19 protein-coding genes are annotated in these 25,126 nt (G+C 38.0%); 5 read left to right on the forward strand and 14 right to left on the reverse strand.

The window, feature by feature from the left end; all coding sequences use genetic code 11:
* Positions 1-17: 17 nt before the first annotated feature.
* On the forward strand, positions 18-2,078 hold the full coding sequence (locus ACFSY7_RS18480) for a sigma 54-interacting transcriptional regulator (RefSeq protein WP_380149105.1): 2,061 nt from the start codon (positions 18-20) through the stop codon (positions 2,076-2,078).
* A gap of 23 nt (positions 2,079-2,101) precedes the next feature.
* On the opposite strand, the gene ACFSY7_RS18485 is transcribed toward ACFSY7_RS18480, so the two are convergent.
* From ACFSY7_RS18485 to gnd, 8 genes are all read right to left on the reverse strand, one after another.
* Positions 2,102-2,302, reverse strand: coding sequence for a hypothetical protein (locus tag ACFSY7_RS18485; protein WP_380149107.1), 201 nt, complete (start codon positions 2,300-2,302; stop codon positions 2,102-2,104).
* Positions 2,303-2,491: 189 nt separating this feature from the next.
* Positions 2,492-2,749: a hypothetical protein gene (locus ACFSY7_RS18490; RefSeq protein WP_380149108.1), complete on the reverse strand. Its 258-nt coding sequence runs from the start codon at positions 2,747-2,749 to the stop codon at positions 2,492-2,494.
* A gap of 67 nt (positions 2,750-2,816) precedes the next feature.
* Complete coding sequence (locus tag ACFSY7_RS18495; RefSeq protein WP_380149109.1) at positions 2,817-3,560, reverse strand: tyrosine-protein phosphatase; 744 nt, start codon at positions 3,558-3,560, stop codon at positions 2,817-2,819.
* A gap of 68 nt (positions 3,561-3,628) precedes the next feature.
* Positions 3,629-4,021 carry a response regulator gene (locus ACFSY7_RS18500; RefSeq protein ID WP_139992140.1) on the reverse strand — a complete coding sequence of 131 codons (393 nt, stop codon included), beginning with the start codon at positions 4,019-4,021 and terminating at the stop codon, positions 3,629-3,631.
* A 249-nt stretch (positions 4,022-4,270) separates the two neighbouring features.
* Entirely contained in the window at positions 4,271-8,899 is a 4,629-nt protein-coding gene (locus tag ACFSY7_RS18505; protein WP_380149110.1) for a metallophosphoesterase, read from the reverse strand.
* 295 nt (positions 8,900-9,194) lie between these two features.
* Positions 9,195-9,935: an arylamine N-acetyltransferase family protein gene (locus tag ACFSY7_RS18510; protein WP_380149111.1), complete on the reverse strand. Its 741-nt coding sequence runs from the start codon at positions 9,933-9,935 to the stop codon at positions 9,195-9,197.
* A gap of 79 nt (positions 9,936-10,014) precedes the next feature.
* Entirely contained in the window at positions 10,015-10,797 is a 783-nt protein-coding gene (locus ACFSY7_RS18515; protein ID WP_380149112.1) for a transglutaminase domain-containing protein, read from the reverse strand.
* 306 nt (positions 10,798-11,103) lie between these two features.
* Positions 11,104-12,000 (reverse strand): phosphogluconate dehydrogenase (NAD(+)-dependent, decarboxylating), encoded by an 897-nt coding sequence (gene gnd, locus ACFSY7_RS18520; protein WP_380149113.1) that lies wholly within the window; start codon positions 11,998-12,000, stop codon positions 11,104-11,106.
* Positions 12,001-12,137: 137 nt separating this feature from the next.
* On the opposite strand from gnd, the gene ACFSY7_RS18525 reads away from it, so the two are divergent.
* Positions 12,138-12,983, forward strand: a complete 846-nt coding sequence (locus ACFSY7_RS18525; protein ID WP_126990104.1) for a MurR/RpiR family transcriptional regulator — start codon at positions 12,138-12,140, stop codon at positions 12,981-12,983.
* A gap of 77 nt (positions 12,984-13,060) precedes the next feature.
* Here ACFSY7_RS18525 and ACFSY7_RS18530 read toward each other — a convergent pair whose 3' ends face one another.
* A complete protein-coding gene (locus tag ACFSY7_RS18530; protein WP_380149114.1) occupies positions 13,061-14,401 on the reverse strand; it encodes a GntT/GntP/DsdX family permease in 1,341 nt (446 codons plus the stop codon).
* A 279-nt stretch (positions 14,402-14,680) separates the two neighbouring features.
* Between ACFSY7_RS18530 and ACFSY7_RS18535 the strand changes: the two genes are divergently transcribed.
* Positions 14,681-15,478 carry an alpha/beta hydrolase gene (locus tag ACFSY7_RS18535; protein WP_380149115.1) on the forward strand — a complete coding sequence of 266 codons (798 nt, stop codon included), beginning with the start codon at positions 14,681-14,683 and terminating at the stop codon, positions 15,476-15,478.
* A 50-nt stretch (positions 15,479-15,528) separates the two neighbouring features.
* Here the strand turns inward: ACFSY7_RS18535 and parC are convergent, their stop codons facing one another.
* A complete protein-coding gene (gene parC, locus ACFSY7_RS18540; protein WP_380149117.1) occupies positions 15,529-17,949 on the reverse strand; it encodes a DNA topoisomerase IV subunit A in 2,421 nt (806 codons plus the stop codon).
* A gap of 2 nt (positions 17,950-17,951) precedes the next feature.
* Positions 17,952-19,901: a DNA topoisomerase IV subunit B gene (parE, locus tag ACFSY7_RS18545; RefSeq protein ID WP_222424337.1), complete on the reverse strand. Its 1,950-nt coding sequence runs from the start codon at positions 19,899-19,901 to the stop codon at positions 17,952-17,954.
* A gap of 262 nt (positions 19,902-20,163) precedes the next feature.
* On the opposite strand from parE, the gene plsY reads away from it, so the two are divergent.
* Together plsY and ACFSY7_RS18555 are read left to right on the forward strand one after the other, a co-directional pair.
* The gene (gene plsY, locus ACFSY7_RS18550; RefSeq protein WP_126990109.1) at positions 20,164-20,766 is read left to right on the forward strand and encodes a glycerol-3-phosphate 1-O-acyltransferase PlsY; all 603 of its coding nucleotides are present in this window, start codon (positions 20,164-20,166) and stop codon (positions 20,764-20,766) included.
* 19 nt (positions 20,767-20,785) lie between these two features.
* On the forward strand, positions 20,786-21,079 hold the full coding sequence (locus tag ACFSY7_RS18555; protein WP_126990110.1) for a HesB/YadR/YfhF family protein: 294 nt from the start codon (positions 20,786-20,788) through the stop codon (positions 21,077-21,079).
* Between the two features lie 168 nt (positions 21,080-21,247).
* On the opposite strand, the gene ACFSY7_RS18560 is transcribed toward ACFSY7_RS18555, so the two are convergent.
* The 3 genes from ACFSY7_RS18560 to acnA form a co-directional block, all read right to left on the reverse strand.
* Positions 21,248-21,673, reverse strand: a complete 426-nt coding sequence (locus ACFSY7_RS18560; protein WP_126990111.1) for an acyl-CoA thioesterase — start codon at positions 21,671-21,673, stop codon at positions 21,248-21,250.
* 57 nt (positions 21,674-21,730) lie between these two features.
* Positions 21,731-22,252, reverse strand: coding sequence for a M14 family zinc carboxypeptidase (locus ACFSY7_RS18565; RefSeq protein ID WP_380149150.1), 522 nt, complete (start codon positions 22,250-22,252; stop codon positions 21,731-21,733).
* A 163-nt stretch (positions 22,253-22,415) separates the two neighbouring features.
* On the reverse strand, positions 22,416-25,124 hold the full coding sequence (gene acnA, locus ACFSY7_RS18570) for an aconitate hydratase AcnA (RefSeq protein ID WP_126990114.1): 2,709 nt from the start codon (positions 25,122-25,124) through the stop codon (positions 22,416-22,418).
* Positions 25,125-25,126 lie beyond the last annotated feature (2 nt).

The raw sequence follows: 25,126 nt of genomic DNA on the forward strand, positions 1-25,126 counted from the left end.
AGTATGGAGGTGTACATATGTTTATTCGTGAATTTATGGTAGAAGATTTCCCTTTTTTAACGCGCGAGACAACTTTACAGCAAGCGATTCATTTATTTTTAGAAGCACCTGCTAATATGCTACCTGTTGTTAACGAAGCACAGGAACTGATTGGCATTTTGACGCGTAACCGGCTATTGCGCGCGATTAATGAGCAATTACCGCTGTCACATCACATCGAAGCATTTGTAAAACGCGATGTTGTCTATTTAGAGGATGATGCAACAATTGAAGAGGCTAAGGAAGCGTTAATGAACAATAATGTCGGGCATGCGCCGATTTTGAATGCAGCCTATCAGCCGATTGGTTTATTGTCGACATCACAAATTTTGACAGCCTATGATCACTTATATGAACGCCTTGAAAATCAATGGCAACTCGTTATTGAGCATTTGCCGTTTGCGCTAGCGACATTTGATTTAAATAAAACGATTTTATCGCAAAATAAAAATGCAAAAAAACTGTATAAAGAGTTAAGTGAAGCAGAACGCGAAGCGATTTTTTCTGTTACGGATAATATGCTACGAGAGGAATTAGCGCCGATTCGCCAAAAGCTTACACTGCCTTCTCGTACACTACTTGTGCAGTGCTTTCCACTAAAGCGTAGAGAGCAGCATATCGGCATGGTCATCGTCGTTGAGGATTGGACGAATCTTGAAACGTTAACGAATGAATTGAAATTATCGAAAGAATGGCAAGCAAAGCTTCAGTCGATAATGGCACTTGCGTATGATGCCCTAATTTTAACGGATGAGCAAGGACGTATTACGATGGTCAATAATGGTAGTTGTGAGCTCTTTCACACAGAGCAGCAGCGATTGCTTGAGCAACCGATTCGTTCATTACTGCCAGACCTGGATTTTGCGGGCGTTTTTGATAAAGGGCTCCACTATGTCAATACACCCGCGACAATTCAGGGAATGCAATGCCTTGTGACACTCATGCCGCTTGACACACAGCAGCAAACACTCGGCATCATTTGTAAAATTACGTATCGTGGCTTAAAGCAGCTCCAAAGCGCGCTTAAACGGGTGAACGACCTTGAAAAACAAGTAACAAAATATGAAAGTGAAATTCAATCCATTAAAGGCACGAAATATTCGTTTGCGAGTATTGCCGGCACCTCAGATGTCATTACACAGGCGATTCAAGAGGCACAAGCTGTCGCAAAAAGTCGTTCCACTGTTTTATTACGTGGTGAGAGTGGTACCGGCAAGGAATTATTTGCGCACGGTATTCACGTTGCCTCTGCACAAACAGGGCATTTTGTAGAAGTAAACTGTGCCGCCATTCCTAAAGAGTTAATGGAATCGGAGTTTTTTGGTTACGAAGACGGGGCTTTTACGGGCGCGAAACGTGGTGGTCAAAAGGGGAAATTTGAAATTGCGCAAAATGGCACCTTATTTTTAGATGAAATTGGCGATATGTCACTCGATTTACAGGCGAAGCTCTTACGTGTCTTACAAGAAAAAGAATTCTCGCCTGTTGGTAGTGCGAAGAAAGTCATGCTGCAGACGAAAATTATCGCCGCAACAAATCGCAATCTAGAGCAAATGATTGCAGAAGGTACTTTCCGGCAAGATTTATATTACCGTTTAAATATTATGCAGATTCAAATTCCGCCGCTTCGGGACCGTTTAGATGATATTCCGGCTATTGTCGAAACCATTTTAAAAGGCTTAGCCGCGGATGGTTTTTATGTGCAAGGCATTATGCAAAATGCATTGTCTGCTTTAATGCAATATACGTGGCCCGGCAATGTACGAGAGCTTCATAATGTGCTCGAGCGTGCCGCTAACTTAGCAGTGGATGGCTGGATTACACGTGAGACATTGCCGTTATTTAGCAGTGAACAGATAACTGTTGTACAGCCCCGTATTACTCACGACAAATCAATGGCATCTATCTTAGCCGATAAGGAGCGGCAACTCATTGTTGAGGCACTTGCTCGCAATGGCGGCAACAAATCAAAAACGTGTAAAGAACTTGGCTATAGTCGCACGTGGCTTTACAATAAAATGAACGAGTATCAAATTTAATATAAAAAAGCGCCCTGCCTTGCTTAGGACGCTTTTTTTGTTGCAAATTTTGGCTGAGAAGATGGATTCGACTTTTCTTCTTTATGATATTGAATAGCGGAATGTTTTAAATAGATCATCGCACGTTCTAAATCTTTTGCTTGTTGGCGTTGGTAAAGCCACATAAAAAGAAATGGGAAAATAGCAAAAATCACTATCGCTGAAATCATAATTGTTAATGTCACCTTAATCTCCTCCTTCGAATTCATAACTTACTATTTAAATTTCCTCTTTTTTTCGATAAATAAACTAAAATATCTAAAAATTACGACTTTTATTACGCATATGTAACAAATATAACGCTTCATGACATTTTTCTGTGCCTTCAAACATAAAAAAACAGAAATCAGCGAACGACTTCTGTTCTTTCATACTTATATTTCTGCTAAAATCATCATGATAATCGTACCAATTGCAATGAAAGCAGTCATTGCTTTCCAAGGTTTTACCCGTTGTTGCCCAAATAAAAATGGTAATGCAAATAAACCGATTAGTGCGCCAAACATCAATGCGCCAACAAAATGCACGCCCCAGTTAAGTGGTGCTAATAATTCTGTCATAACCGGTACCCATAACCATGCCGTAACGCCCCATACGATTACTGTGATGACTCCAATAAGTAGCTGTTTCATTGTCATGCTCCTTTATTATGTAATAATAAAAAATCCTCTACGACTATTATACGTAGAGGAAGGTCCTTTATTTTGTATAAAAGTGTCGAATCTCGGAAATTTGTGCCGCATTTAGCTGATGCTCTGCTAGGAAATACGCTTCGTATGTACCATACCGCGCTTTGATGGTGTCAAATACACGTGTTAAAAAGAGCGAATCACAACCTGCAAGTGCTTTTAATGTGGGATGATCACCTAGATGATTCATCGCAAATACATACCAGCGCGGTGGATGCTCTTCAATATAGGCATTCGTTAATAAATACTCCTCCATAATTTTTTCTTCACTAACACCTAATAGTAAATAAATCAGCGCCGCGCCGACGCCTGTTCGGTCCTTACCAGCTGAGCAGTGATGTAGGAGCGGGACATTCTTAGCAGCTACTTGTTGAAGTAATACACGATATACTTCATTATCAAATGGTAATTCCGCATAAAAATCAGCAAATAAGTCCGGTGTGATTTTTTCAAGTACCGCTTGATTTGAAAAAACTTCTTCCATCGACATACGTTTCATCGCGTCTGTTGTATCCTTTCTTGCGGGAATACGGGTCATCTTAACACCAGGTAGAATAGGCGATGGTTGTTTTTCTGCTTCGACATCATCGCGGTAATCAATCACCGTTTTGATGTTCATAGTTTGTAATGTCGCAATATCCGTAGCTGTTGCATCAGCTAATGCACCGCAGCGAAATAACAGGCCTTCCTTTACAACATGGCCATCTATCGTTTGTACGCCACCCATATCTCTAAAATTTGATAATTGTTCCATTTTTAACACCTCCTATGTCATTTATGTCATAAATATTTTAAAAATGCAAAAAAAAGGCTAACCAATTGTTAGCCTTTTTGATTATATAATGCCGTAAACCCTTCTAATAAGCGCTTTTCAAAATGTGCTGTTTGTTCTTGAAGTAGCATTTGATAGCTTTTCACAACCGTATCATCTACTGTAGCAAGCGTTGTCGCAGATGTAGATAATAAAACAATTTCAGCCTGCGGATCACGTTGTCGAATTTCTTCAGCAAGTGCAAAACCCTCATTGTTTTCTAAATCTACACTTATGTAATAGACCTCTGCACGGTGTAATGTTAAAAACTGTTGTACAGATGTATGTTTTCTTGTCGTTAAAACGAATTCTACTTTCCAATCTGAAGTTTTCGCCAGACGCTCTAATGAGTTATGTACAAAATTAATTGTTGAATAGTTGTCGTCACAAATAACGATACGCATGTTAAATTCCTCCTACGTAACCTTTTAGCATTAGTTAATAATAGCATAAAAATATCAATAATATCTTACTTAAAAGCATCAATTTATTACAAATATGATAAATTGATTACTTAATATATCAAACGAAGTACTTTGTATCTATTTTTATCATATACATTTTTATTAAAAAAACAAATATATTATACTAAAAAAAGAAGAGATTATCCTAACATAGAACAATCTCTTCTTTTTTTTACTATTATTTAGTTGTTAATGGATACGAATCGAGCGTATGTTTGAATAGCTACTATAATATTTCTTGCCATTTTCTGTACGATAGCTACGCACTTTATACGTGTAGGTATTGCCCTTTTTCACAGTTTTGTCTGTGAATTTTACTGTTTTCGTATCAAGTGTTTTGATTTTTTTAAATAGCCCATCATTAGTTGAGCGATAGACAACATATTTTTCGGCACCAGTTACTTTTTTATAACTTCCTGAAACTGTCAATCCTTTTTTCGTTAATGCAGCTAGGGTCGATGTTGCCGGGCGTGGCTTCACCGCAAACGCCGATGATAATTCACTTTTTAGTACAATTCCATTTATTTCTGTTAATGCACGTATTTTATAATAATACGTCGTACCTGTCGCTAATTTCTTATCCGTTATTGCGGTTGCAGTTGTTGTCGCAACCTTTTCATACTCGCCATCTTTCTTTAATGCGCGGTATACTTCATATTTAGTTGCCCCATCCGAAGCTTCCCAAGATAATTTTGCACTATTATACGTAATTTTTGTTACTTGAAGTGTCGGTTGTGGAGGCGCGGTTACAAATTTCGCATAGACTGTTTTATCCTCCGAGAATTTTTCATTACGACTCACTTTTGTCGTAAATGCCGCATCATTATATAATCCCTCTAACACCGCATTTTCTTGCTTCGGCAGTGGAATTTCATACCCTGATTCTGCTTTTTGGCTCGCAATCACCTGTCCATCTGCCGTTTTAACGGTAATATTTTTTGCATAATCGGTCGTATCTGAACCAGTACCTGTCGTGAAGTTCCAAACAGGTGAGCGTTTTTCGCCTCCAAATTCATCCGTTACTTTGACATACCAACTATAGTTGGTGTTTGACTGCAGTCCACGCCAGCGCGCTTGTACCGTTTCACCATCTGCTACATCATATAATTTATTGATTGGCTCATTTGTATACACATTGAAATAAATCGAATCTGTTGCGACCATCTTTTCTCTTGGTGCAATATCGATTGCCATTTCAAATTGATCTTTTTCTGGATAATCTTCTGGGTCATAGTAATTGTTTTTATTTAAATATGGTGAATAAGTTTCTACGTTGATTTTATTACTAATCGGATTAACCTTTAGTAGACGCAAGAAGCCTTGACCACCTTCAGCGCCACTTTGATAATCCATTAATAATTGATGTACTTTACGGTCTGTTCGGCCATCGCCGTCATCATCAATCGGACTAATTAATATTTCCGCATCGGATAAGTGACCCGACAATACAGCCAAGACATTTTTATTCGGTTTTACGACCTTATCGAATAAATAATTTCCTGTATCTGTTCGCTTGCCATCAGTACCTAAATATTCATGGAAGTTTAAAATCGCTTTGCGCTCTGGGTATTTCTTCAGCACGCTATTCATCCAAGCAACTTCCTCTTCACCAATTTCCCAGCCCATATACATCATGATATAGCTTGTTCCTTTTTCACTAATCAAATCATAATGTCCACGGTTATTTTTATAAGAACCACCGTAATAATTTTTATTTACAAAGCGAGATTCCCCAAAATACTTATTATAATTTGTATAATCCGATTCTTTATGTGTCACACTCATAACATCATGATTCCCTGCTAATACACCGTAAGGTACGCCTGCTGTATCAAGTGTCTGCATTGCTGCATCAGCTACTTTCCATTGTTTAGCACTATCATAGGTATCTACTAAATCCCCCGTATGGAAAACATATTTAATGTTTAATGGATTTGCTTGCTGTGCCACCCATTCCGTCATGCGCTTATAAATAGCTGGATAACTTTTTGAATAGTACTGTGTATCACTCATCCATACAAATGAATAATCAAATTGATTTGTGCTCGCAATTTCATCTTGTACCATCACTTGCACTTCGTTATAGCGTGTATATTGTGTCCCTTTTACAACCGTATTTAATTTAAAATTCTTTTCGTTTTCAGCGATTTTCCAAATTTTCGCTTCCCATTTGGCGCGGTCATAATTCCATATATACATCGTTACTTTTCGACCAACGAGTGATTTCCCTTCCCAGTTCACTTCTATTTCATCTTCTGCTGTAACATTAGCATCTAAATTTAATTTAAAGCGATGATATGGGAATTTCTCGATACTTTTTGTCGTCACATAATTCCCATCTGTTGCTGCAACCGCTTCTTTATCATATACTTCGACCTCACCTAATGATGCAAGCTCATCTGGCGGCTCTTTTTCGGCATTATTTTCGACCACAGTCACATTATTGTTAGTGGCCTCATAGGAGTAGCCGCGATTAAAGGCAACATCGACATTATCATTTGTTGGATCACTTACTTTCACATTTAATAACGGTGCTGTATTTTCTGTTGTGCTATTTATTGTTGGACCGACTAATAGTGGTTCATACGGCATTTCTTCTTTTGTCGTAAACTTCACGGTTTTGCTTGCGCTATTGCCTAAGCGATCTGTTGCTTGGAAAACAATCGTATGCTCCCCCGCACTCAAAGCAGCACTCGATGTATCATATGGTAACTCAATCGGCTCGCCGTCTAGTGTTGCAGTTGCACCATCTGTCGCATTGGCATCAATAATCTCGGCATTAATTGTGAATGCACCTTTATACGTTTCTTTATTCGCAATCGAGCTATTAATCGTTGGCGCTGTATTATCAACAATGACTTTAGCTGTCTTTTTTGACTTGCCATTTTTCGAAACAATCGTATGCTCACCATCTTTTAGCGTCGTTGTATCTAGCTGATACGTTTTCGCATTATATGCATTATCTGGAATTTCAAAAATCGGTTCAATAAAAGTTGGTGTATTCCCCGCATCTCCAATTTCAATAATTTTTGTCGGGTCCATATAATTTTTCGGATACAATGTCGTACCATCATTTAAAACAAGGCGCATATTTCGAACGAGTATATCATTTAAATTGGCACCTGATGTATCAAATGCAGAATCTTTTGATCCTGCACGCACTTGAAATGTACGATTGTCTCCTTTTGTGAAATATTTTGATTCGACTGGTACGGTAATCGCTGTAAAATCATCATAGCGGTCATCGAACGTTTTTAATACCGTTTTGCCAATAGTTACTGCATTTTTATAATAATTTGCGGTTTGGTTCGTCTCAAATGCAAAGTAGGCACCCGCTGGTAATTCATATGTCATTTTCGATGTCACATCTGTACCATCAATCGTCATTTTAGAGGCTGTTGGTGTTTTTGAATGCATCGCCTTAATATTGACAGTTTTCGTTAGCAATGTGCTATTTTCCACATTCATTTGTAGTCCTGAAATTTTTTCATTTCCTAAAATTTCAATAGCACGAGGTGACGTTTTCGTCTGCTTGTCGCCATCCGATGCTACTACATAATATTTAAATAAAGAATGCCCAATTAAATCCGCACGTGGAATAATCGCATGATACAATCCATCCGTACCTTTTTTCATATTTAATGGACGGTAATCTGCATCGCCATTACGCTTATAATAAAATGTGGCCGTTTTGACATCGGTATCTGCACGTAGCTCAAATGCTAAATGCGCATCCTCTTCTGTCGAAAAGTTTTCAGCTTCTGTATTATCATAAATAACTGGTGGGTAATAGGACTGCGCAAGCGTTACCGATTGCGTTGGCACTTGGAAACCCTCCACTATACCTGGTGTACCTGCTGTCTCTTTCGATGAAATAATACGCATTCTTTTTTTGCCATCGATTGGATATGCATAAACAATTGCTTGATTTAGTCCAACATCAAGATTTTTCTCATCTTGATTGTAAAACGCTGTTGAAATATCTGTACGCGTATTTGTCGCAATCGCTACACCACGATAAGAGCCGTTTGTTAAACCACTTCCTTCAATACGCACAACTTGTTTCCCTTCCTCTAGTGCTGTCTGATAATGTGCATTAAAATCTTGAATACTTAGTTGACGGTTGCCATCATTTGTAATCCAAAAGACCATTGCTTTACCAGGTTCTAAATTCAAATCTCCTTTTTGCTGTACGGGCCATACTAAATCACCTTTCGCTCCCTTTGAAGGATAACGATATTGGATATTATAATCTTTTAAATTAATCGTACTTGTTGAATTATTATAGACCTCAATATATTCATAGGCCTCTGTGTCGCCGATTTTTGTCGTACGAGCCATTACTTCTGTAATGAGTAATGACGGCACTTTTTCAGGTTTATATTCAGGCTGATTTTCATAAACCGTAAATTCATCTGAATATTCTTGGTCTCCGTTTACAGTTGCGGTCATATAATATGTAATATTTTGACCTTGGCGTAAGTCAGGAGTTAAAACGGCTTCATATTTGTTGTTTACTTGAACCATCTCAAGTTGTTTCCATTCGTTATCTAGCTCTGTATGGTAATTTAATACCACATTTGATACAGAAGATGAGTTAAACGCTGTTGAAATCGTTAAATCTTGTAATGGTCCGGCACTTTCTGGTGGGGTATGTATAAAAGAGGAAGTGCTATTGGGATTTATTATGGATGATAAATTTAATGTATTAAATGGTATAGTTTGTTGCGCATTTGCTGCATGTCCTTCTGTTGCAATCAACGTTGTAGACGTAATAATAGCTGAAGCAGTTAATATATTTTTAACTATTTTTTTCAATGAATAAACCTCCTATTGTCACAAATCCTCTCTATTATAAATGAAAAGTCATATTAATTCCCTTATTTTTACCAAAATAGTATTAAAATAAGTGCTAAAAAGAATAAACATTCGAACTAACATTGAGTAATTTTTTTGAAATAAGTTCATTTTGATGAAAAGATGGTTTTTAAAAGCGAGGATTTTTTACTTTAATGAAGTGTTTTTTTTATATATACTAGCGAGATATGTTTATTTTATTAAAAAGTAATATAAAAAGAGATTGATTTATTATCAATCTCTTTTTCGTATACGGTTATTGATAAAAATACTGTTTTTTTGCCGCTTCTTTTTCCGTATCCGTCAAAGTCCTCAGCGTTTTATGGCCATTTTTCATAATCGTTAAATCATTGCCTGCTAATGTAACTGTACCATCTTCCGTACATTTCGTTAGCAATGGTCGTTTATTAAATACCGAGTCCTCGCTGTTTTCAATAATTTGCTGCGAAGTACGTAACTGAGACTTTGTAATCGGTTGTGTGTCAAAGCGATATGCGAGCACAAATTGTTCATCACGATAACGACGCTTCATATATAAATCATTTCCTTCAATACGGTAGTCCCCGTTCGTCGATGACACTGTACGGCCATCTAAAGGCACTGCCATCAATGGAATGTTATTACCAAAGCCTGCATCAACAATATACTGTTCCCCGTGCTCCTCTAGCAATATCAATGTATGCGTATAGCCAGTTTTTGAAAATTCTTCATGCAGTGCATCGTAAATAACTGCCGAAATTAGTTGCACATGAAAGTCATTTTCCGTTAAAACCGTAGCTAATAGCGGATTAATTTCGTAGCACAGTCCACCGCGTTGCTGCTGTAAGATTTTCTTCGCTGTCCCTTCTTCCGATAATACCTCTGATGCCCCTTCGATAATATCCAAGTTTTCAAACGGTATATAGGCCGCGACATGTCGTAATAGTAGCGGCAAGTGTTTCATATCAATTTTTGTTCCAGACAAGCGTATACGCGCTAAAAATGCTTCTGTTAACATATTATCACCTGCTTTATTAGTTTCTTTCTACAGTATAACGCAAAATAAAAAAGCCGAGGAATACATACCCTCCGACTTTTTATTTTGCTGCATATGTTTTTAATGCTTTTGGGAAAGCACTTGTATTCCATTGATGATTTTTTGCTAATTTCGCATCACTAATTAAGAAGTAATGATACTTACTAGCAGCTGAATCATCCCATGTTGTATCTAGATTGTACCATTTGCCATTTAACTTTACTTTATTCCATGCGTGATTCTCCCCGCCCGCAAATCCTGTTACATAGCGTACATCAATATCTAATTCTTTTAATAAATAATACGTTGTCATCGCATACCCTTGGCATACCGCACGACCATCGTACATCATGCCATAAATCGAATAGCGATCTGCCTCACGACTATCGTATTTTGTTTGCCCAATGACATAGTTATGGACATTTTTCACTTGCTTATATGGTGAATTCGGATATTTTTTCTTAATTTTTTTCGCTACACGTTTAATTTTATCTAGCGCCTTCGCTTGCTTCGCCTTGCTCGTATAATACTTGACGTTAAACGTCGCTTCGCCGCCATTTTTACTACGATAAGATGTCGCGGTATAACTTTTTACAACCGAATCAATTTCTGGTTTCTTTGCAATCGCATTTGGAATGAGCTGATTGACATATTTCGCAAAGTCATCGCCATTTCCTATATATTTGATCGTAAATGTTTTATCTAAATCGATTAAATGTTTTTCAACACTTGCTTTTAATTCCGTCATAGTCGACGGTGATTTGGCGCGCACCGATGTTAATTCTACTGTTCCTGCAATCAATAAACTTAAGCAACTTACTACAATAATTAATAACTTCTTCATAATATTTGTTACGTAATGCCTCTTTTCTGTTGATACCTTATTAGTGTAAAAGGAATTCGACAAAAAAGGATAAATTGTGCAAAAAACCGCATTAAAATGATATAAATTTGATATTTTTTTACTTAAACGATGATTTCCCCTGTTCTTTTTAATAAAAAAACGAGCATAAGACAAAACGCGTCATTTTTCTTTTTTTAGCGTTCGCAATGAAAAACCGGAACCGCATCACTGCGCGATTCCGGTTTTCTTATGCTTTTAGAAGCGATTATTTTTAAACGTATATCTAAACTTCGTTTAACTAGTCAATTATTTACGTTCTACAGCGTGGCCGCCAAATTCATTACGAAGTGCTGCAACAACTTTACCTGTAAATGTATCATCTTCTTGTGAACGGTAGCGCATCATTAATGATAATGCTGTAACCGGAACGGCTGTCCCTAGCTCTAGAGCTGTCTCAACTGTCCATTTACCTTCACCTGAAGAATGCATAACCCCTTTAATTGTTTCTAATTTAGGATCTTTTGAGAATGCATTTTCTGTTAATTCCATTAACCATGAACGGATAACAGAACCGTTATTGAACACATGCGCTACTTTTTCGTAATCATAATCATAATTTGATTTTTCAAGTACTTCAAAGCCTTCTGCGATTGCTGCCATCATCCCATATTCGATCCCATTATGAATCATTTTTAAGAAGTGACCAGAACCCGCTTCACCTGTGTATAGGTAACCGCCTTCTACGCAAATGTCAGCGATGAAAGGTTCGATTGTAGCAAATGCCTCTGCATTGCCACCAATCATCATACAAGCACCATTACGTGCGCCTGATGTACCACCTGATGTACCAACATCCATGAAGTGAATGCCTTGTTGTTTTAAATCATCCGCAAATGCAATTGCTTCTTTGTAATGTGAGTTCCCACCATCAATTAAAATATCGCCTTCTGATAATAAACCTTTTAATGTTTCGATTGTTTGTACCGTAATATCACCTGCTGGTACCATTAACCAAACGATGCGTGGTGTTTCTAATGCGTCAATCATTTCTTCTAAAGATGCTTTATATGTGCCACCTACTGCTGTAAATTTTTCGCCTGCTTCTTGATTCACATCAAAAGCTGTTACCGTGTGTTTGTGATCCATTAAGTTTTCTGCTAAATTGAAGCCCATTTTTCCAAGGCCAACTAAACCAATATTCATAAGGCATTCTCCTTTTTTCTCGTTATTTTCTTTTATTATACCGAATTTTTTTTCATTTTAAAACTATTAATAAGAAATATTTTTTCTAAAGTTGATTATGCTATAATAAATTTACTTTCATATAAAGGAGTTTTCGTATGACGCAAAACACATTACGCAAAATTCAATCCATGTATCCTCGCTTAAGCGATAAAGAGAAAAAGATTGCTGACTTCGTGTTAGAAAACCCAGATCATATTATCCAAAATACAATCAATGGCGTTGCAGAGCAGCTTCATGTGGCAGATGCGACAGTTTTCCGTTTCTGTAAACGCCTTGGCTTTAAAGGCTATCAAGCAATGAAAATTGCCTTAGCCCAAGAAGCCATCGCTCCTTTAAAGCAAATTCATGAAGAAATTCAAGAGGGCGACTCGGAAGAAACAATTACATCAAAAATTTTCAAATCGAATATTCAGACGCTTGAAAATACCGAAAACATTTTAGAAGCACAATCACTAGAGTCAGCAGTAGATCTTTTACATACCGCTTCTGAAGTTTATTTCTTCGGTACAGGTGGATCGATGATCATCGCGATGGATGCTTACCATAAATTTGTACGTACAGGTGTAAAATGTTATTCATTTATTGATTCGCATTTCCAACTGATGGCGGCTAGTCAAATGAAACCTACCGATGTAGCGGTTATCGTCTCCCACTCTGGGAAAAATCGCGACACATTGAATATTGCACGCGTCGTACATGAATCGGGCGCTAAAATCGTGGCGATTACAGGCTTCCCAAAATCAAACTTGGCACAAATTGCCGAAGTATCCCTTTTCACAAGCTCCGAGGAGACGGAATACCGCTCTGAGGCTCTTTCTAGCCGTATTGCACAGCTCAGCTTAATTGATGCGCTATACGTCAATATTATGGTGCTACGTAAGGATACGTCGACAGATGCAATGAAAAAGGTACGTCACGCTATTTTAAATACCCGTATTTAAAAAAAGAATGTAAGCGTTTTACTGAAGAGGTTGAAAAAAAGGTCGGAACAATACTTAATTGTTCCGGCCTTTTTTTATTAAATAAATGCGTTAACGATAAGTGCAAGAATAAACGCTGAGAATGATAATATAGTTTCAAGCGCTGTCCACGTTTTAAATGTTTCTTTAATTGTTAGACCTAAGTATTCTTTTACCATCCAGAAGCCGGCATCATTAACATGTGAGAACATTAATGAACCTGCACCTGTTACAATAACAAGTAATTCTTTGTTGACACCCGTCATATGCTCAATAATTGGCGCTACGATCCCTGCTGCTGTTGTTAAAGCAACTGTTGCTGAACCTGTCGCAATACGGATAAGCCCCGCAATAACGAAAGCTAATACAAGCGGTGATAAATCAAAGTTTTGTGCAAGGTTCCCGATTGTCGCACCAACACCAGAGTCGATTAAAATTTGTTTAAAACCACCACCAGCACCAATGATAAGTGCGATAGAGCCGACTGGCATAATACAGTCTTCTGTAAATTCTTTCATTTGTTTCTTCGTAATACCTAAACGATGTCCTAAGAAATAATACGCAGCAAATACTGAAATTAATAAGGCGATTAACGGACTACCAATAAAAGCAAATACATGTTCTGTGCCTTTACCAGCACCAATTAATTTTGTTAAATAACCAGCCATTGTACCAAATACCATTAAAATAACGGGTAGTAAGATGATGAAGAATGACATACCAGTTGATGGCATTTGTGAGTCATCTTTATCTTCTATAATGATTGTTTTTGGTTCGCCTTCTGGTTTCACACGCTTGCTAATGAATTTGGCGAATAATGGACCGCCTAAAATACCTGCTGGAATGGCGATAATTAATGAGTACAATAATACTTTGCCCATATCAGCACCATAAATACCAATAGCAGCGACAGCCCCTGGGTGTGGAGGAACTAAACCATGAACGATTGATAAACCAGCGATTGCAGGTAACCCAATCAGTAACAAGTTTTTCTTAGAAGCTTTCGCAATGGAAATAATTAGTGGAAGAAGGATTAAAATTCCGACTTCAAAGAATACGGGAATTCCGATAATAAAACCTGATAAAAACATTGCCCATGGCAAACGTTTTTCTCCGAATACTTTAATAAAGAAATTTGCGATTCGCAGTCCGGCACCTGATTCGGCAAGCATCTTACCTAAAATCGTACCTAACGCGATAATACCAATCAAGTGACCTAATGTACCGCCAACACCTGTTTCGTAAGCGGTAACAATTTTATCAAAGGACATGCCTGAGAAAATCGCCAAGAATAAACTAGCAACAACTAAACTAATGAACGCGTGCCATTTGAAGACTGAAACGCCGACAATGACGATGACGATGGCTAATAATGTAATGAGTAATAAATAAGCGTCCAATTACTTCATCTCCTTTGGAATTGTAATTTTTAAAAATGTAAGCATTTTCATTAACGTTATTATACGAAAAAAATTTTCTTTTTTCAATATAAATAATTAAAAAAAATTCATTTCACTCTTGTACTTCAAGAAAAAAATCTGTTTCTTGTGTACGATTTTTATATTCCCTTATTTATTTCTACTATTCATGAACTATTTTTTCATATTGTCAAATAACAAAATTTTACTCATTTCTAAAAAAACGGTATGATAAGAGTAATCGAATAAGGAGTGATAACTATGACATCATTAGCACAGCATTCAGAGTCATTCGAACAGATAGGAAATCATGTAGGAATTTTAGTATTGCACGGCTTTGCGTGTACAACACAATCTGTACAACCGTGGGCAGAGGCTTTTGCCAAACGCGGTTACACGGTAAAAATGCCTATTTTAGCTGGGCATGGTACAACGTCAGAAGATTTATACAATACGACGATTGAACAGCTTGTCCATAGCGCAACGGCTGCTTTAGAATGGCTACAAGAACGCACAGAGCACCAAGTTATTTGCGGGTTCGATTTTGGCGGTACCATCGCGCAGCATCTTGCACAACAATATCACGTAGATGGCTTACTGCTATTAAATGCAGCCTATCAATTACCTGCAAAAATGCTTGATAACGTTGAGGCGGTCATTCAATCAAGCGACACATACGGTCCTATCGGGACAGCTGACATCAAAAATCCACGCGCAACCGTTTATCGCTATGATAAATACCCTGTTGCATTAGCTCGTGAAATGATTATATTTACAAAAGATGTGGCCGCGCAATCAAATCGTATTCAAGCACCGCTCCTTGTTATGCATTCAACAGATGACCATGTGCTTCCACCTCAAACGGTTGATCACTTAATCGCAACAGCTTCTTCAAAAGAAAAACATTTAATTATGTTACAAGATAGCTATCACTATGCGTTAGTTGACTACGATGCACCGCGTATCGTCAAGCAATCTCTCTATTTCGTTAAAGGGATTGATCCAGATCGTTACGCGCAGCCAATTGAAGAAAAACAAAAAAGAAAACGTCGTCGTTAATTTTCCACACAAAAAACCCGGAAACAATTGTTTCCGGGTTTTTTGTGTATTTATTGTTGTTTGATTAATGCGATATGCGTGATTTCTCCATCAGCATCACAATCAATCACAAATTGACCATTTGAATAACGCTCTGCATGACGATATTTCGATACCGCTAACGTTTCCGGCTGTCCTTTTTTCGTTTCAATTACGACTACATCATCTTTTTCTACACGACGCACATCAACAATACGATGTGGTTTTGATTTTAAGTCTCGTAAAATCGTTAAACCGCGTTTTGCACGACCTGTTAATTCAAAATCAGCAATACGCATACGTTTAACTGCCCCGCGATGTGTCACGATAAATACATCGCCCTGATCATCTGCATCGACAATAACAACCGATGCAATATAATCCCCATCTTTTAAGTTTGCTGCTTTAATACCTGCTGTTCGCGTGCTTGTTGGTGCTACCTCTTCCATTGGGAAGCGAAGCTCGTAGCCGTCATGGGTTACTAAAATAACATCTTTCGTGCTATCATCAACAATTTGTGCAAAAATTAACTCATCGCCTTTTTTCACATTCATTGCTTTATACGTTTTATTAAAACGTGTAATTAAATATTCTTCTAGTGCTGTCCGTTTAATTTGACCATTTCTTGTAACTGTCACAACGGAGCGTTTTGCCTTGAAATCCGTTACACCTTCAACCGAAATCAGCTGCTCGTCTGCATCAAGCGGTACAATACTTGAAATGTGTTGTCCAAGATCTTTCCAACGAATGTCTGGAAGATCGTGAACGAGTTGTAAAATATAACGACCTTTATTCGTAAAGAGCATGACATGCTGCTGCGTATTAATGAAAGCTTGATAACATACGTGATCCGATTCTTTCATCGCTAATTCTTTTCCGTTAGATGATTTATATGAGCGTGGACTCGTACGTTTAATATAGCCATCTTCTGTTACAGATACGACTACTTCTTCATTTGGAATTAAAACATCCATATCGACTTTAATTTCTTGCACTTCTGCTTCGATAACGGAATGACGTGTTGTTTTAAAATCTTTTTTAATCGCTGTCAATTCTTTGCGTAATACGGCAATTAATTTTTTATTATCACCTAAAATTTCTTCAAGTTCGCTAACTCGTTTTGTTAATTGTAGATGCTCTTCTTCAAGCTCTGTAATATCAGTATTAGTTAAACGATACAGTTGTAATGATACGATTGCTTCCGCTTGTGTCTCAGAAAACGCAAATTGTTCTATTAAATTATGTTTGGCATCTTTTTTATCTTTTGATGCGCGGATTGCTTTAATAACTTTATCCAAAATAGATAAAGCTTTCATTAGCCCTTCTACAATATGTAGACGTGCTTTGGCTTTTTTTAAGTCAAATTGCGCGCGACGTGTAATAACATCTTTTTGGTGATTTACATACGCTTCCAACATTAATGGCAATGTCATCATTGTTGGTCGACGGTTATGAATCGCAATCATATTAAAGTTATAGGTTACTTGTAAATCCGTATTTTTAAATAAGAATGGTAAAATCGGTGCTGCTGGTGCATCTTTTTTCATTTCAATAACGATACGAAGACCTTGGCGATCTGATTCATCACGCACTTCCGAAATATTATCTAGACGTTTATCTAAACGTAAGTCGTCCATTTTTTTCACAAGATGCGCTTTATTCACGTCAAACGGAATTTCTGTAATGACAATTTGCTCTTTTGACCCTTTTAATTGTTCAATGTCTGTTTTCGCACGTACGATAATTTTACCGCGTCCTGTTTCGTATGCCTTTTTAATGCCCTCTGCACCTTGAATAATACCACCTGTTGGGAAATCTGGACCCGGTAATACCTTCATTAATTCATCAACTGTCACAGTTGGTTTTTTCAAATATAATAATGCAGCGTCAATGACTTCATGAAGTGCATGTGGTGGAATATCCGTTGCATAACCCGCAGAAATCCCGGTTGCGCCATTCACTAATAAATTTGGGAAGCGCGCAGGTAATACAGTTGGCTCTAAATCCTGATCATCAAAGTTTGGAATGAAATCAACTGTTTCTTTTTGTAAATCACGTAATAATTCAATTGAAATTTTTGATAAACGCGCCTCTGTATAACGCATCGCGGCAGGTGGGTCACCATCAAGTGAACCGTTATTACCGTGCATTTCAATTAGTGGCATGCTTGATTTCCAATCTTGACTCATACGAACCATTGCCTCGTACACACTTGTATCACCATGCGGGTGGTAGTTACCAATTACGTTACCGACTGTTTTCGCCGATTTACGGAATGGTTTATCCGCTAAATTCCCTTCATTGAACATCGCATATAAAATACGACGTTGCACGGGTTTTAATCCATCGCGTGCATCTGGTAGTGCACGGTCCTGAATAATATATTTACTATAACGACCAAAACGGTCTCCAATGACATCTTCTAAAGGAAGATTTTGATAGCTCTCAGCCATTACTAAACCTCTCCCTCTGCAATAAACTCATTTTCTAAAATGTTACTATCTTCTTCCATACTGAAGTCAACATTGGATTCAATCCATTTACGACGGGGCTCTACTTTATCACCCATCAATGTCGAAACACCGCGTTCAGCGCGCTCTAAATCATTAATTGTTACACGAATTAATGTACGTGTTTCAGGATTCATTGTTGTATCCCATAATTGGTCAGCGTTCATCTCACCTAACCCTTTATAGCGTTGTAGAATGTAGCCTTTCCCAACTTTTGCAATGGCACCATCTAAATCCTCATCTGTCCAAGCATATTCAATGACTTCTTTACGGCCACTACCTTTAGATATTTTATATAAAGGTGGCAGTGCAATATATACTTTTCCTGCTTCAATAAGCGGGCGCATATAACGGAAGAAGAATGTTAATAATAGCACCTGAATATGCGCACCATCTGTATCGGCATCGGTCATAATGATTACTTTATCGTAAGCAGAATCCTCTACTTTAAAATCTGTACCAATCCCTGCTCCAATTGCATGAATAATCGTCGCAATCTCTTCATTTTTTAAAATATCTTGCATTTTTGCTTTTTCAGTATTCACAACTTTCCCACGTAATGGCAAAATCGCTTGGAATGTACGGTCACGCCCCTGTTTCGCAGAACCACCCGCAGAATCCCCTTCGACTAAATACAATTCATTTTTCGACGCATTTTTTGATTGTGCAGGCGTTAATTTACCCGACAAGATATTTGCTTGTTTTTTGTTTTTCTTGCCGTTACGCGCATCCTCACGTGCTTTACGCGCCGCTTCACGCACTTGTTGTGCACGAATTGCTTTACGAACAAGTGATGCAGATAGATCTGCGTTTTCTTCTAAAATGTACATCAATTTTTGTTGAATCACACCATCGACTGCACCGCGTGCTTCACTTGTGCCTAATTTACCTTTTGTTTGGCCTTCAAATTGTAAAAGATTTTCAGGAATTCGCACCGAAATAATCGCTGCTAAGCCTTCTCGAATATCTGAACCATCTAAGTTTTTATCTTTTTCTTTTAACAAACCAATTTTGCGAGCATAGTCATTAAAGACGCGTGTCATCGCTGTTTTTGCACCGGTCTCATGTGTACCGCCATCGCGTGTACGAACATTGTTGACAAATGACAGAATCGTTTCTGAATAGCCATCGTTAAATTGGAATGCAAACTCGACCTCAATTTCATCTTGAGTTCCTTCAATATAGTGAACGGGGTGTAATACGTCTTTATCTTCATTTAAATAAGATACGAAAGCTTCGATCCCATTATCATAGTGATATACTTCATGTTTTTCTGTTGCTTCTTCAATTAGTTCAATTTTTAAACCTTTTAGTAAAAAGGCAGACTCACGCAAACGCTCTGCTAAAATGTCGAAATTGAATTTTGTAACAGAGAAAATTTCTGGGTCTGGTTTGAAATGCACCATTGTCCCAGAATCTTTTGTTGAACCGATATGTTCTAATGTTGTAGCTGGCTTCCCGCCATTTTCAAAGCGCATATAATATTTTTCACCGTTACGATGAATTTCTAATTCCAATAAACTTGATAAGGCATTTACAACAGATGAACCTACACCATGTAAACCACCACTTGTTTTATAGCCACCTTGACCAAATTTACCGCCGGCATGTAGCACCGTAAAAATAACTTCTGGTGTTGGTTTGCCAGTTTTGTGCATCCCTGTAGGTAAACCACGTCCATGGTCAATGACCGTAATCGATTGATCTTCATGAATTTTTACGATGATATGATTACCATATCCTGCTAATGCTTCATCGACTGCGTTATCGACAATTTCGTAAACAAGGTGATGTAGACCACGTCCATCCGTAGAACCGATATACATCCCTGGTCGTTTTCGAACCGCTTCTAATCCTTCTAATACTTGAATCGCATCTTCATTATAAGATGTCATTGTTTGTTTTGTTGTCAAAAAAATTCCCCCTAGTGCAAACACCCGTTCGTATTTCCTTAGTTTAACACTCATTATATCACTGTCAACTGCTCACGTCACGAATTGACTCACGCATTATTGTACTACAAACGTTGAATTGAAAGCAAAATAAGAATAGAATATGAAAGACAAATGTTCAATTGTAACCTGTTTATCATATATGCTAAAATAATTAGTATATATTATTAGCACCTACTACTAAAATTTAAAAGGAGCTCTTTGCATGAACTTATTTCTTGTCCTTATCTTAGCTTATTTATTGGGTTCTATTCCAACGGGCTTATGGATTGGCCGTGCATTTTTTAAAACAGACATCCGCGAACACGGCAGCGGTAACTTAGGCGCCACGAATACATTTCGTGTACTCGGAAAACCAGCTGGCTCTATTACGATGGTCATCGATATTTTAAAAGGAACAGCAGCTACGCTATTACCTACATTAAGTGTTTTTGCTGGTAGTGGTGTACCACCGCTAGTTGCCGGCCTGGTAGCTGTTGTTGGACATGTATTCCCGATTTTCGCAAAATTTCGCGGAGGTAAGGCGGTTGCTACATCAGCTGGCGTTCTTTTAGGCTATCACTGGCCCGTTTTCCTTTTAATTGTCCTTGCTTTCTTGGTATGCTTAAAAGTGTTCAAAATGGTTAGCCTTGCTTCGATGTTTGGTGGTGTTGTTGCCTTTGTTTATGCCGTTGTACATTTTTTCATGACAGACGATTGGCTATTATTATTAATCATTACGTTATTAGCTGGTTTTGTTATTTATCGTCATCGTTCAAATATTCAACGCATTAAAGCTGGCACCGAACCAAAAGTCACTTGGCTATAACAAAGGAGTGTTTTCCATCATGAAAATTGTTATTTCAAATGCTGCATTAAATTGGTTCAAAGAAGAAATGGATGCCGAGCCTTCAAGCTCGATTAAGTTTTTCGCGCGCTATGGCGGATCGAATCCATTTCATGAAGGCTATTCAATTGGTGTCACATTTGATGATCCGATTGAAGAAGCTGTCATAAATGATGTAGATGGTATTCATTTCTTTATCGAAAACGATGATTTATGGTTTTTTAATGACCACGATTTACATGTTGATGTAAACACTGAATTAGAAGAGTTAACGTATGACTATGTAAAACCATAGCACCTTCTCTACATAAAAAGAGACTTTGACATACGTGTAAAAATGACCACTTCTAGGAGTATAAGAAAAACCGGAATCGCGCAGTAGTGCGGTTCCGGTTTTTCGTTGTGAACGCTAAAAAAAGAATGGGGCGTTTTTTGTTCCGGCCCTTTTTTACTATGTAAGCATTTAAGCTTGTTGTTCCGCAATTTCAATATATTTATTGAACCATTCTTCATTTATTTTTTTAAATGATACAGGACGGAAATTTTCTTTTTTCACAATAATATGCTCTGTTGTCGCTGTCGCAGCTACGGTACCATCTTCATGTAGTACTTCGTAAGCGTAGACTGTTCGCAATTTATCTTGTGATTTTACCCATGTTTTAACAAAAGCCGGCTCCCCATAGCGAAGGGCTGCTTTATAGTTAATATTGACGTTCATAACTGGTGATACATAGCCTTTTTCTTCTACTTCAATGAAAGAATATCCAAGATCTGTAATGAGTTGTGAACGTCCTAATTCAAGCCACACGACGTAATTGGCATGATAAACGACACCCATTTGGTCTGTTTCTGCATAGCGAATTTCGATTTCCTTTATACTTGTAAACATAATTGGTCACCTCAGCACCCATTATGACGCAGTTACCAACAAAAGAAAAGACTTGAATTAACGCGCTGCGGCTTCTTTGGCAACAAGTAAGCTAACGTATTTATTTTTCTTCCATATGCTTGACCACTGACTGTTAGGAACTGACTGATTGCCGTCATATGGCGCAATTTCAATTGTAATACCGGTTTTTCCAGTCGTCGCCACAAACCAATCCTGTCCAGCGCCAGAACCACTCACAGCGCCTGTAGTGTTGTCTGGGCGATATCCTGTCACTTGTTGAAACTGCATCACGAGTGGTCGATGCTGTGCTAATTGTGTCGCATTTTGTTTGTATTTCCAGTACAGTATTTCTCCTGATGAATGATAGGCAATATAGGTTTTAAAATTATACGCTTTCACAAACTTCACCATGGCTTTTGTTTCAGGCTCTGACACAGCACTCGGACCCTTATAAAACTGGTAAGAGCGTACTCTAGGTGATGTAGACGTTTGCTTCCATACAACATTGTAGTTACGATTCAAATCTACACCACAAATATTCGCTTTATAGCGCGCAAAGTTTTTACTATTGCCATTAATAGGCTAACACTTTTGCGCGTTTTTCAGCTGATACCCTGCTTAATTGTTTTTATAGGTTATTTTTTATTTTATATAGACTAGCGAGTTATTATTTTTCATAAAAATTATATAAAAAAAGAAGATAAGGTTTGCACCTTATCTTCTTACAAGCATACGCTTCAAATTATTTGTTTTCAGCTAATTTATTACGTAATACCATTTGTAGGATACCGCCGTTACGGTAGTAATCTACTTCTACTTCTGAGTCAAAACGAGCTAATACGTCGAATTTAACTTCAGAACCGTCAGCTTTAGTAGCTGTTACAGTTAAGATATCGCGAGGTTTAACGCCTTCAGCGATGTTTACTGCGAATGTTTCGTCACCTTTTAAGCCTAGTGATTCAGCGTTGTCACCATTTAAGAATTGTAATGGAAGAACACCCATGAATACTAAGTTAGAACGGTGAATACGTTCGTATGATTCAGCGATAACTGTTTTAACGCCTAGTAAGTTAGTACCTTTGGCAGCCCAGTCACGAGATGAACCCATACCGTAGTCTTTACCAGCTAATACTACTAAACCAGTGTTTGTTTCAGCATATTTCATTGCAGCATCGTAAATGTACTCAACATCACCTGTTGGCCAGTAAGTAGTGAAACCACCTTCTGTACCTGGAGCGATTTGGTTACGGATACGGATGTTTGCGAATGTACCACGCATCATAACTTCGTGGTTACCACGACGAGAACCGTAAGAGTTGAAGTTACGGATTTCAACACCGTTTTCAATCAGGTATTTACCTGCTGGTGTTTCTTTACCAATTGCACCTGCTGGTGAAATATGGTCAGTTGTGATAGAGTCACCAAACTTAGCTAATACACGTAAACCAGAAAGCGTTTCGATATCTTCTGGAGTAGCAGATAAGTTTTGGAAGAATGGTGGGTTTTGGATATAAGTTGATTTAGTATCGAACTCATATAAAGTGTCAGTTGAAGTTTCGATTGCGTTCCAAGCTTCGTTAGCAGTGAATACAGTTTCATATTCTTTTTGGAATAGGTCACGAGTTACAACTTGGTTTAATACAGCGTTGATTTCATCAGTTGTAGGCCAGATATCATCGAAGAATACATCGTTGCCATCTTTGTCTTTACCGAATGAATCTTCACGTAGGTCGATATCAACTGTACCAGCTAATGCGTAAGCTACAACTAATGGAGGAGCAGCTAAATAGTTAGCTTTTACAAGTGGGTGAACACGGCCTTCGAAGTTACGGTTACCAGAAAGTACTGAAGTTACGAATAAATCATTTGATTTGATTGCATCTTCGATTTCTGGAAGTAATGGACCTGAGTTACCGATACATGTAGTACAGCCGTAACCTACAGTGTTGAAACCTAATTGATCTAGGTATTCAGTTAAACCAGAATCATTTAGGTAACCAGTTACAACTTTTGAACCTGGTGCTAATGAAGTTTTAACCCATTTAGGAACAGTTAAGCCTTTTTCAACCGCTTTTTTAGCTACAAGACCAGCAGCGATTAAAACGTATGGGTTAGAAGTATTTGTACAAGAAGTGATTGCAGCGATTGCTACAGCACCTGCAGGGATTTCAACATCGCCTTCAGCGAATTTAGCTGTAGAAGATTTAGTGAATTCTTCTTCAGTTAAGCCGAAACCTTGTACGCCTGATGGAGCTACAACTACTTCGTGGTAGCGTTTTTTCATGTTTGATAATGGAATTAAATCTTGTGGACGTTTAGGACCAGAAAGATTTGGTTCGATAGCATTTAAATCGATTTCTACTACTGAAGTGTAGTTAGGTTCTAAAGTTGGATCGAAGAACATGTTGTTCGCTTTTAAGTAAGCTTCTACAACAGCGATGTGTTCTTCGTCACGACCTGTTAAACGCATGTAGTTTAATGATTCTTCATCGATTGCGAAGAAACCACAAGTAGCACCGTATTCAGGAGCCATGTTTGAAATTGTAGCACGGTCAGCTAATGGAAGACCTACAACGCCAGGACCGAAGAACTCAACAAATTTGTTAACTACGCCTTTTTTACGTAATTCTTGAGTTACTTTAAGTGCTAAGTCAGTTGCAGTTGTGCCTGAAGGTAATTTACCTGATAATTTTACACCGATTACTTCTGGAACTGGGAAGTAAGAAGGTTGTCCTAACATACCAGCTTCAGCTTCGATACCACCAACGCCCCATCCAAGAACGCCGATACCATTGATCATTGTTGTATGAGAGTCAGTACCTACTACTGAGTCAGGGAATGTTTCGAATGTACCGTCAGCGTTTTCGTTAACGTGTACTACTGGAGCTAAATACTCTAAGTTTACTTGGTGAACGATACCAGTTGCTGGTGGTACTGCACGGAAGTTGTTGTAAGCAGTTTGAGCCCATTTTAAGAAGTTGTAACGTTCAGCGTTACGTTCGAATTCAAGGTCCATGTTTGCTTTAAGTGCACCAGCGTTACCGTATTTATCAACTTGTACAGAGTGGTCAATTACTAAATCAACTGGGATTGCAGGGTTGATTTCGTCTGGGTTACCACCCATGTCTTTCATTGCTGTACGTAGAGAAGTTAAATCTACTACTACTGGTACACCAGTGAAATCTTGTAATACTACGCGAGATGGTTTGAATGGTACTTCACCAGTTGTGTCTGCTTCTTTTGTACCCCATTTTGCTAAGTTATCTACGTGCTCTTCTTTGATTACGTAGTTGTCATATTGACGTAATACTGATTCAAGTAATACTTTGATTGAGTAAGGTAAGTTAGATACTTTTGCTACGCCTGCTTCTTCAATCGCGTTAAGGTTATAATAGTTGTACGTTTTACCATTAACTTCGAAAGATGCGCGGCTGTTGTGTAAGTTTGCCATTA

It is taken from the genome of Kurthia populi (assembly GCF_042686175.1).
GTDB classification, from domain to species: domain Bacteria; phylum Bacillota; class Bacilli; order Bacillales_A; family Planococcaceae; genus Kurthia; species Kurthia populi.